This window comes from Agrobacterium sp. DE0009, from assembly GCF_007680755.1.
Classification (GTDB): Bacteria; Pseudomonadota; Alphaproteobacteria; order Rhizobiales; family Rhizobiaceae; genus Agrobacterium; species Agrobacterium tumefaciens_B.
The window spans coordinates 296,005-304,820 of the sequence record NZ_VEIU01000005.1; the positions used below are offsets into that span (position 1 = coordinate 296,005).

An 8,816-nucleotide genomic window follows, 5' to 3' on the forward strand; every position below is an offset into this window, starting at 1 on the left:
CTTATATCCGCCAGATTGTTTCCATAATGGAAATAATATTTGGCGATCCGCCGCAATTGACGAGCAGCCGCCTCAGCGTCCAATCTGTATCTTCAGAATAGAGGAGGCGCATGTGAGCCGCACGGATAAATTCGGTCTTTCCATTGACGACAGGCTGTATGCCTTTTTGACGGACGATGTGCTTCCCGGCACGGGTCTCAGCAGCGAGGCTTTTTTTGAAGGCTTTTCGGCCATCGTTCATGAGCTCTCTCCGAAGAACCGCGAGCTGCTTGCCAAGCGCGACACGCTGCAGGAGAAGATTGACGGCTGGTATCGAGAGAATGGAGCACCATCGGATTTCGAGGGCTACGAGGCATTCCTGAAGGAAATCGGTTATCTTCTGCCGGAGGGACCGGCTTTCCAGGTCGAAACAACCAATGTCGATCCGGAAATAGCCGTTGTTGCCGGGCCGCAGCTTGTTGTTCCCGTCATGAATGCACGCTACGCGCTGAACGCCGCGAACGCCCGTTGGGGTTCGCTCTATGACGCGCTCTACGGCACCGATGCCATTTCCGAAGCCGAGGGTGCGGAAAAGGGCAGGGGCTATAACCCGAAGCGCGGCGAGAAGGTTATCGAGTGGGCGCGCAACTTCCTCGATGAATCCGCGCCGCTCGCAAGCGGCAGCTGGTCTGGCGTCACCAGCTTCGAAATCGTTGACGGCCTGCTGCGGCTTGTCGTTGGCGATGCCACGACCGGCCTCAAGGACGAAACGCAGTTCAAGGGTTTCACAGGCGACGCGGCGAAGCCCGCAACGATCCTGCTCGGCAAAAATGGCCTGCACACCGAGATCGTCATCGATCCAACCACTGAAATCGGTAAGGGCGATCGGGCAGGCATATCTGACGTCATCCTTGAATCCGCTTTGACCACCATCATGGATTGCGAGGATTCGGTGGCGGCCGTCGATGCCGAGGACAAGGTGCTGGTTTACGGCAACTGGCTTGGCCTGATGCGCGGCGACCTGACGGAGGAGGTCTCCAAGGGCGGCAGCACCTTCACACGCCGCCTCAACCCGGACCGCTATTATACAGCACCCGATGGCTCCGCTCTCACGCTGCCGGGCCGGTCGCTGATGCTGGTTCGTAATGTCGGTCACCTCATGACCAATCCGGCAATCCTTGATCGGGATGGCCGCGAGGTTCCTGAAGGTATCATGGATGCTGTCGTCACAGCGCTCATTGCACTCTACGACGTCGGCCCTTCCGGGCGACGCCAGAACTCCCGGGCCGGCTCCATGTATGTGGTAAAGCCGAAGATGCATGGGCCGGAAGAAGTGGCCTTCGCCAACGAGATTTTCACCCGCGTCGAAAAGCTCGTCGGCATGCCGCCGAATACCATGAAAATGGGCATCATGGATGAGGAGCGCCGCACCACTGTTAACCTCAAGGAGAGCATTCGAGCTGCGAAGGATCGCGTGGTCTTCATCAATACGGGTTTCCTCGACCGTACCGGTGACGAAATTCACACCTCAATGGAAGCAGGCCCGATGATCCGCAAGGGCGATATGAAGCAGGCGGCCTGGATCGCTGCTTATGAAAACTGGAACGTCGATATCGGCCTCGAATGCGGTCTTTCCGGCCATGCGCAGATCGGCAAAGGCATGTGGGCGATGCCTGACCTGATGGCGGCGATGCTGGAGCAGAAGATTGCGCATCCGAGGGCGGGCGCAAACACTGCCTGGGTACCGTCGCCGACGGCGGCGACGCTACATGCGACGCACTATCACAAGGTCGATGTTGCCGCGGTTCAGGAAGGCCTGAAAAGCCGCGGGCGCGCCAAGCTTTCCGAGATTCTCTCAGTGCCGGTCGCGCCGCTTCCCAACTGGACGCCGGAAGAAATCCAGCGGGAACTTGATAACAATGCGCAGGGTATTCTCGGCTATGTCGTTCGCTGGGTCGATCAGGGCGTCGGCTGCTCCAAGGTTCCTGACATCAACAATGTCGGCCTGATGGAGGATCGCGCGACGCTTCGCATCTCCGCCCAGCACATGGCGAACTGGCTGCGCCACGGCGTGGTGACGGAGGCCCAGATCATCGAGACCATGAAGCGCATGGCCGCAGTTGTTGATGCTCAGAATGCCGGCGATGCCGCTTATCACCCGATGGCATCGGACTTCGACGGCTCGGTGGCTTTCCAGGCTGCTGTCGAGTTGGTGCTGAAGGGCCGCGAACAGCCGAACGGCTATACCGAGCCGGTCCTGCACCGCCGCCGTCTGGAGCTGAAGGCGAAGAAGGCGGCCTGATCAGCCTCCTCACGCACGGTACAAAAAAGCCGCCGGGAGATCCTCGGCGGCTTTTTCTTGATATGCTGGTGTGACCCTTACTGGATCACGACGACCTTGGTGCTGCGGCCGGGGCGGACGCGGCTGTAAAGGTCGATCACATCCTGATTGATCATGCGAATGCAGCCGGAAGAGGCAGCGGTGCCGATCGAGGCCCATTCGGGCGAACCATGAATGCGGAACAGCGTATCCTGGCCCTTGTCGTTGAACAGATACATGGCGCGAGCGCCCAGCGGGTTGGAAAGGCCGGGGCCCATACCAGCTTCGACATATTTCGCCACTTCCGGCTTGCGATCCGCCATTTCTTTCGGCGGATGCCACATTGGCCATTCCTGCTTCCACGCCACATAGGCTTCACCAGCCCAGGCGAAACCAGCCTTGCCGACGCCGATGCCGTAACGCACCGCGCGGTTGCCGGAAAGGATGTAATAAAGGAAACGATCGCGCGTATTGACGATAATCGTGCCGGGACGCTCGTTCGTCTGGAACTCGACGATCTGGCGACGGTATTTTTCGTTCACGCGGTTGATCGGGATGGCTGGCAGCGCGTAACCCGCATCGGTCACCGGACCGTAAACATCATTGAAGATCTGCACCGTTTCGACCTTCGCCGGAACGGGATCGGCAACCGGTACGGAGGCTGCGATCTTGCCTGATGTCGGAGTTGCGGATTGGGAAGTCGTTTCGGCGCAGCCGGCCAGTGCCAGTGCTGCCGTCAGACCGAGTATGGTCAATGGGGTACGGATGCGCATGTCGTTCTCGCGGAAAATTCGCCAAATTGTGCGAAGGAGTAGGCTTAATAGGATAAATCGGTTATTTTCCATTCAGCCGCACTTGGCAAGCCGTTGTGCAGCCGCGAAACGGCACCGCATTTAAAATTGCCGGTTGATTGCCTTTTTTGCAACAATAGGCCAAACGCTTCAGCAGCCATTATCCATGACTATTCTTTCCGTTACCAACAATAATCCGTTAATCGACGGCCGCCAGTCGGACAAGGCGATGCTGGTGCGTCGCGGCGTGCAGGTGCTGTTGCACGAGATGCGCCACTCGGTCCTGCCGGAACTGCCGCTGGCAAGCGGGCGGCGGGCCGATCTCATCAGCCTGTCTTCCAAGGGTGAAATCTGGATCATCGAAATCAAATCCTCGATCGAGGACTTCCGTGTCGATCGCAAGTGGCCCGATTATCGGTTGCATTGCGACCGCCTGTTTTTCGCCACCCATCCAGAGGTGCCAACGGATATCTTCCCGGAAGAATGCGGGCTCTTCCTGTCGGACGGCTACGGGGCGCATATGCTGCGCGATGCGCCGGAGCACAAACTGCCGCCGGCAACCCGCAAATCGGTCATGCTGGATTTTTCGAGAACCGCTGCGACCCGGCTGATGCTGGCTGAATGGACGACGGGGCGCAGTTTCGGGGAATAGCGGCTGGCTTCGGCGCATCGTCCGGACGGAAACCGTTTCCCAATTTAACTGAAAATGCTTATTTTGGCGCGCGTTTGGCAAGAATGCGCTGCAGGGTCCTTCGATGCATGTTCAGCCGTCGCGCCGTTTCCGAAACGTTGCGCTCGCACATCTCATAGACACGCTGAATATGCTCCCACCGCACCCGGTCGGCCGACATTGGGTTTTCGGGCACTTCGGTCTTTTCGCCCTTTCGCTGTGTGAGCGCGTTGAAAACATCGTCCGCATCGGCAGGTTTGGCCAGATAATCCAGCGCCCCGAGCTTCACGGCGGTTACGGCGGTCGCAATGTTGCCGTAGCCGGTCAGAACAACGATCTGTGTATCGTCGCGGCTCTGCCTGATGGCCTCAATGACCTCCAGACCGTTACCATCGGTCAGGCGCAGATCGACGACCGCATATTTGGGCGGTGCGGCCTTGGAGCGGGTGATACCTTCGCTGACCGTCTCGGCGGTCTCGACGACAAAGCCGCGCGTTTCCATAGCCCTTGCAAGCCGGCGCAGAAATGGGCCGTCATCATCGACGATCAGCAGGGAGCGGTCAGGTCCGATCGGATCGACGTCCTCTGATGCGGTGGTGGCTGAGGGGTTCTGGTTTTCTGTGTTCATGTTTCCGGCCTTCCGGCAACTTTATCGGCTTGGTTTTCTTCTTTTTATCGCCGCTTCAGCGTGAATGGTAAAGTCAACGGCTCCTTTTATCGTCCATCAGCGCCCGAGGCCAGACGATTGTGACGCGTGCCCCGCTTTCGCCAGCGGTGCGGTTACCGAAGGTGACGGCTGCGCCTGACCGCTCCAACAGCGTTTTCGCGATGAATAGGCCAAGCCCCAGCCCGCCCGCCCGCGTATCGTTGTGACGTTCGGTCACATAGGGTTCACCGATGCGGGCAAGCAAATCATGAGCATAACCGGGCCCGTCATCCTCGATAACCACGGTAACCGTCTGCGAATCGTATGCGACGGTCACGGTTACCTTCTGCCGCGCATAGTCGACTGCATTTTCAATGAGGTTGCCAAGGCCGTAAATGATGCCGGCGTTTCGAATGCCGACCGGCTCCTCTGCGCGGCCGTTCTTTTCCACCAGTTCAAGCCGAATGCCGAACTCCCGGTGCGGGGCCATCACCTCCTCGATCAGGGAGGAGAGCGGCAGGCGGCGCATGTGCTCCTCGTTATCAGCGGAAAGCGACGTCAGCCGGCGCAGGATATCGCGGCATCTTTCGCTCTGGCTGCGCAGCAGCCCGATGTCTTCGCCGAATTTTTCGTCGTGCCCAAGTTCCCGCTCCATCTCCTTGGCGACAACGCTGATGGTCGCAAGAGGTGTGCCAAGCTCATGCGCCGCGGCGGCTGCCAGCCCATCGAGCTGGGAGAGGTGCTTTTCTCTCTCCAGTACCAGTTCGGTTGCGGCCAAGGCATCGGCCAGCTGGTTTGCCTCGTGAGAAACGCGATACGCATAAAAAGCCGCAAACGAGGTCGTGGCAATAATGGCGACCCAGGTGCCCACATGCAGCAGCAGTTGGATCGGCAGAACTTCGCCGGGATACCACGGAACCGGAAATGGCGAGAAGGCAATCGCCGTCGAGCAGATCACGGCGAAGACGAGGAGAATGAGCGAGTGCCGCAGCGGCTGCGAGGCAAATGCAATAATGACCTGCACGCAGATCAGCGGCGCGAAGGGATTGGAAAGTCCACCCGTGATATAGATGAGCGCCGTCAGTTGCAGCAGGTCGAATGCCAGAAGCAATGTCGCTTCCCAGGGCTCCAGACGGTATGTCGAGGGAAAGCGGGCCGTTAGAAACAGGTTGGCAAGCGCCAGCGCCGCGATCAGAAGGCCGCACGCCAGAAGCGGCAGGGGAAAATTCAGCCCAAAGGCGACGAACAAGATTGTTGCCGTCTGGCCGGCAACCGCCAGCCAGCGCAGCCAGACAATGGTTTGCAACCTTATCCGGCGACTGGCGCGGCCAAGTCTGGTGGTTTCGATCGGTTGGCTGGCCACCGTCTTCTCCTTTGCCCGTTTCATCGTGCTCATGTCCCACGCGGCTTCGCGCGGCTGGTCGGCAGCGCGGCGGCAGGATCCTCCGGCCACGGATGGCGTGGATATCGCCCGCGCATGTCCGCCCGCACATCCTTCCAGGATCCCGCCCAGAAACCGGGAAGATCGCGTGTCGTCTGTATCGGCCTATGCGCGGGCGAGGTCAATTCCAGGAGGAGCGGCAGGCGACCCTGCGCGATTGCCGGGTGATCCTTCAGCCCGAAAAGCTCCTGCACGCGAATGGAAAGCGTCGGCTCGCTGCCATCGTAACGAATGGGGTGCCGCTGACCCGTCGGCGCCTCGAAATGCGTGGGCGCTAGCCGGCCGAGGTTCCGGGCAACCTCGTGCGGCACAAGGGAGAGGATACCCTCGGAGAGGCTACCGGGTCGGATGTCCTGTAAACTGCGTGCACCGTTCTGGAATGGAACAAGCCAATCATCCAGTCTCGAGAGCAACGCCTCATCACTGACATCGGGCCACGGTTCACCGATGCTGGCATGCAGGAAGCCGATCCTGTCACGAAGCTGCAGTGTCTCCTTGGAGAACGGGAGAATGCCGATACCGAATTCTCTAACGCCATTGGCAAGCGCCCTCGCTGCCCTTTCACCATCGGGGCGGGGCAGGGGCGTTTCATCGAGGATAATGGCGCCAAGCCGTGTCACCTTTCGCGCCCGGGCCTGACCGCTCGCCTTGTCGAACACCAATTGCTCCTGCTGAACGATAAGATGTGGCATTCGTTCTTCTATATCGGCTCTCTCGATACTGGCTGCCGCCAGAATGCGCGGCTGTGCCGCCCGTCCGGTAACATCGGCGACAACGAGCATTCTGTTGGCAGCCAGCCTCTCCGTCTCGGCAAGCTCGGCGCCGCGCCCATTTGCCATGACGTAACGCCCACGTGCGCCGCGTTGAAGCGCGATGCGGTCGGGATAGGCATGTAACAGCAGCGGCCCGGCCTCGCCCGGTATTTCCGCGCTGTTTTTGCCAACAGCGTCATACAGTCTGGATGCCAGCTTGCGGGCCGCCTGCGCCCTCTCGCTTCTGTCGGAAAGAAAGCGGCGCAGCCTTTCATCGAGATCGATATCGTTGCCGCCGAGCCCCTGTTCCGTCAGCATGACGGCGAGCATTGCCGCCTTTTTCCCGGCACCTTCATCGGTTGCCGCAAGGACCATGGCCGCCAGCCGCGGCGGTAGTGAAAGGCCACGCATCAGACGGCCACGCTGCGTGAGCGACCCGTTTTTGTCGAGCGCCCCGAGATTTTTCAAAAGTGCCACCGATTCTTTCATTGCCGCCTCGGGGGGCACATCCAGAAAGGCGAGAGATGCGGGGTCCTGTACACCCCAATGCGCGAGATCGAGCGCAAGGCCTGCAAGGTCGCTTGCCAGAATTTGCGGCGGCGTGAAGGCGTTGAGCGCCGCTGTCTGTCCCTGATGCCAGAGGCGGATGGCAACACCGGGTTCGGTTCGTCCGGCGCGCCCCGCCCGCTGGTCGGCGGAGGCTCGGGACACGCGCACCGTCTCCAGTCGGGTTATCCCCGTCGCGGGTTCGAAAACCGGAAGGCGCTGCAATCCGCTGTCGATCACCACCCGCACGCCGTCGATGGTAATCGAGGTTTCGGCTATCGAAGTCGCAAGTACAATCTTGCGACGGCCGGAAGCTGCGGGCTTTATCGCCGCATCCTGCTCCTTTTGCGAAAGATTGCCATAGAGCGGAATAACATCGGTATCTGCGGAAAAATGACCATCCAGCCGCGCAGCTGTTCGAGTAATTTCCGCCTGTCCCGGCAGGAAGGCGAGGATGGAGCCTGTTTCGGAGGCGTGGACTTCGGCGATCGCCTTGGCCACTTTCTCTTCAACCGACACACCATGCCACCGTTCTTCGTATCTGATATCGATTGGAAATGTGCGGCCGAGGCTTTGAATAACCGGCGCGTCACCCATGAGCCTGCTTATGCGCTCGACATCAAGCGTGGCAGACATGACCAGAACGCGCAAATCCTCCCGCAACCCAGCCTGTACGTCGAGCGCCAAAGCCAGACCAAAATCGCCGTCGAGCGAACGTTCGTGGAATTCATCGAAAACCACCGTTGAGACGCCAGCCAGTTCAGGATCGTCCAGAACCATCCGGGCGAAGACACCTTCGGTCACAACCTCGATCCGTGTCTTAGAGGAGACGCGGTTGTCGAGCCGCATGCGATAGCCGACCGTCTGCCCGATATCCTCGTGAAGCAAGTCGGCCATGCGGCCGGCAGCAGCGCGCGCAGCAAGCCGTCGCGGCTCGAGAAGAATGATCTTGCCGTCGCCTCGCCACGTCTCGTTTAGAAGATGCAGCGGCACGAGCGTGGTCTTGCCTGCTCCGGGTGGCGCGGAAAGCACCGCACGTCCTGTTGTCCCAAGCGCATCCGCGATGTCACCCAGCACGACTCTTACAGGCAGATCTGGTAGGGCGGGATTAAGGGCGATGGGGGTTTTGGTCATGCTAGGGGCCTGCAAAGGTGTCGTCGTGTAAGATGGGCTATAGCGCGTTTCTAAGCCTCGGTCCTGCGCTTTCGCAGCCTTACGAATGCACCGGCTTCGTCACCCGGCGGATAAGTTTATACGCGCGTAATATGCAGCGGGCGGAGCTTCTGGAGGGCCGCACCATCTGCGGCACCAACTCAGGCCTCAGAGCGCGACTTTCATGCCGTTTCGCTCCGAAACCCGAAACTATCGTTACATTTCAATGATTTGCTAAAAATGTCAGTTTTTTGACGGTGGGTGTGTTGACTTGTTTGAGGTGATGGATTTATAAGTCCGCTCACTGAACGAGGGCGGCGGCGCTGCTGGCGACGAAGACTTTCGTTCTGAGAAAATCAAGGAATGAGCTGGTTGCTTGTTTGGTTTCGAGGCCATTTGGTTTCGGGGATTTGATTTTGTGACTGCGTTGAGTGGTCTGTTTTTTGACAATTGAATATGAGAAGAAAGAGAAACGTGGGCGGCGAAGCTTGCGGGGTCTGGAGGAATTCAGGCTCTAGT

At 59.4% G+C, this 8,816-nt stretch carries 6 protein-coding genes; 2 read left to right on the top strand and 4 right to left on the bottom strand.

The window, feature by feature from the left end; translation table 11 throughout:
* Positions 1–112: 112 nt before the first annotated feature.
* On the top strand, positions 113–2,281 hold the full coding sequence (locus FS804_RS18800; protein ID WP_144578446.1) for a malate synthase G: 2,169 nt from the start codon (positions 113–115) through the stop codon (positions 2,279–2,281).
* A 77-nt stretch (positions 2,282–2,358) separates the two neighbouring features.
* Here FS804_RS18800 and FS804_RS18805 read toward each other — a convergent pair whose 3' ends face one another.
* Positions 2,359–3,072, bottom strand: a complete 714-nt coding sequence (locus tag FS804_RS18805; protein WP_063951598.1) for a L,D-transpeptidase — start codon at positions 3,070–3,072, stop codon at positions 2,359–2,361.
* Positions 3,073–3,256: 184 nt separating this feature from the next.
* Here FS804_RS18805 and FS804_RS18810 point away from each other — a divergent pair, with 184 nt between their 5' ends.
* On the top strand, positions 3,257–3,742 hold the full coding sequence (locus tag FS804_RS18810; RefSeq protein ID WP_063951599.1) for an MmcB family DNA repair protein: 486 nt from the start codon (positions 3,257–3,259) through the stop codon (positions 3,740–3,742).
* A gap of 58 nt (positions 3,743–3,800) precedes the next feature.
* Here FS804_RS18810 and FS804_RS18815 read toward each other — a convergent pair whose 3' ends face one another.
* From FS804_RS18815 to hrpB, 3 genes are all read right to left on the bottom strand, one after another.
* The gene (locus FS804_RS18815) at positions 3,801–4,388 is read right to left on the bottom strand and encodes an ActR/PrrA/RegA family redox response regulator transcription factor (RefSeq protein WP_063951600.1); all 588 of its coding nucleotides are present in this window, start codon (positions 4,386–4,388) and stop codon (positions 3,801–3,803) included.
* A gap of 73 nt (positions 4,389–4,461) precedes the next feature.
* Complete coding sequence (actS, locus tag FS804_RS18820) at positions 4,462–5,769, bottom strand: two-component system sensor histidine kinase ActS (protein WP_144578466.1); 1,308 nt, start codon at positions 5,767–5,769, stop codon at positions 4,462–4,464.
* Between the two features lie 29 nt (positions 5,770–5,798).
* Complete coding sequence (gene hrpB, locus FS804_RS18825) at positions 5,799–8,279, bottom strand: ATP-dependent helicase HrpB (protein ID WP_144578447.1); 2,481 nt, start codon at positions 8,277–8,279, stop codon at positions 5,799–5,801.
* Positions 8,280–8,816 lie beyond the last annotated feature (537 nt).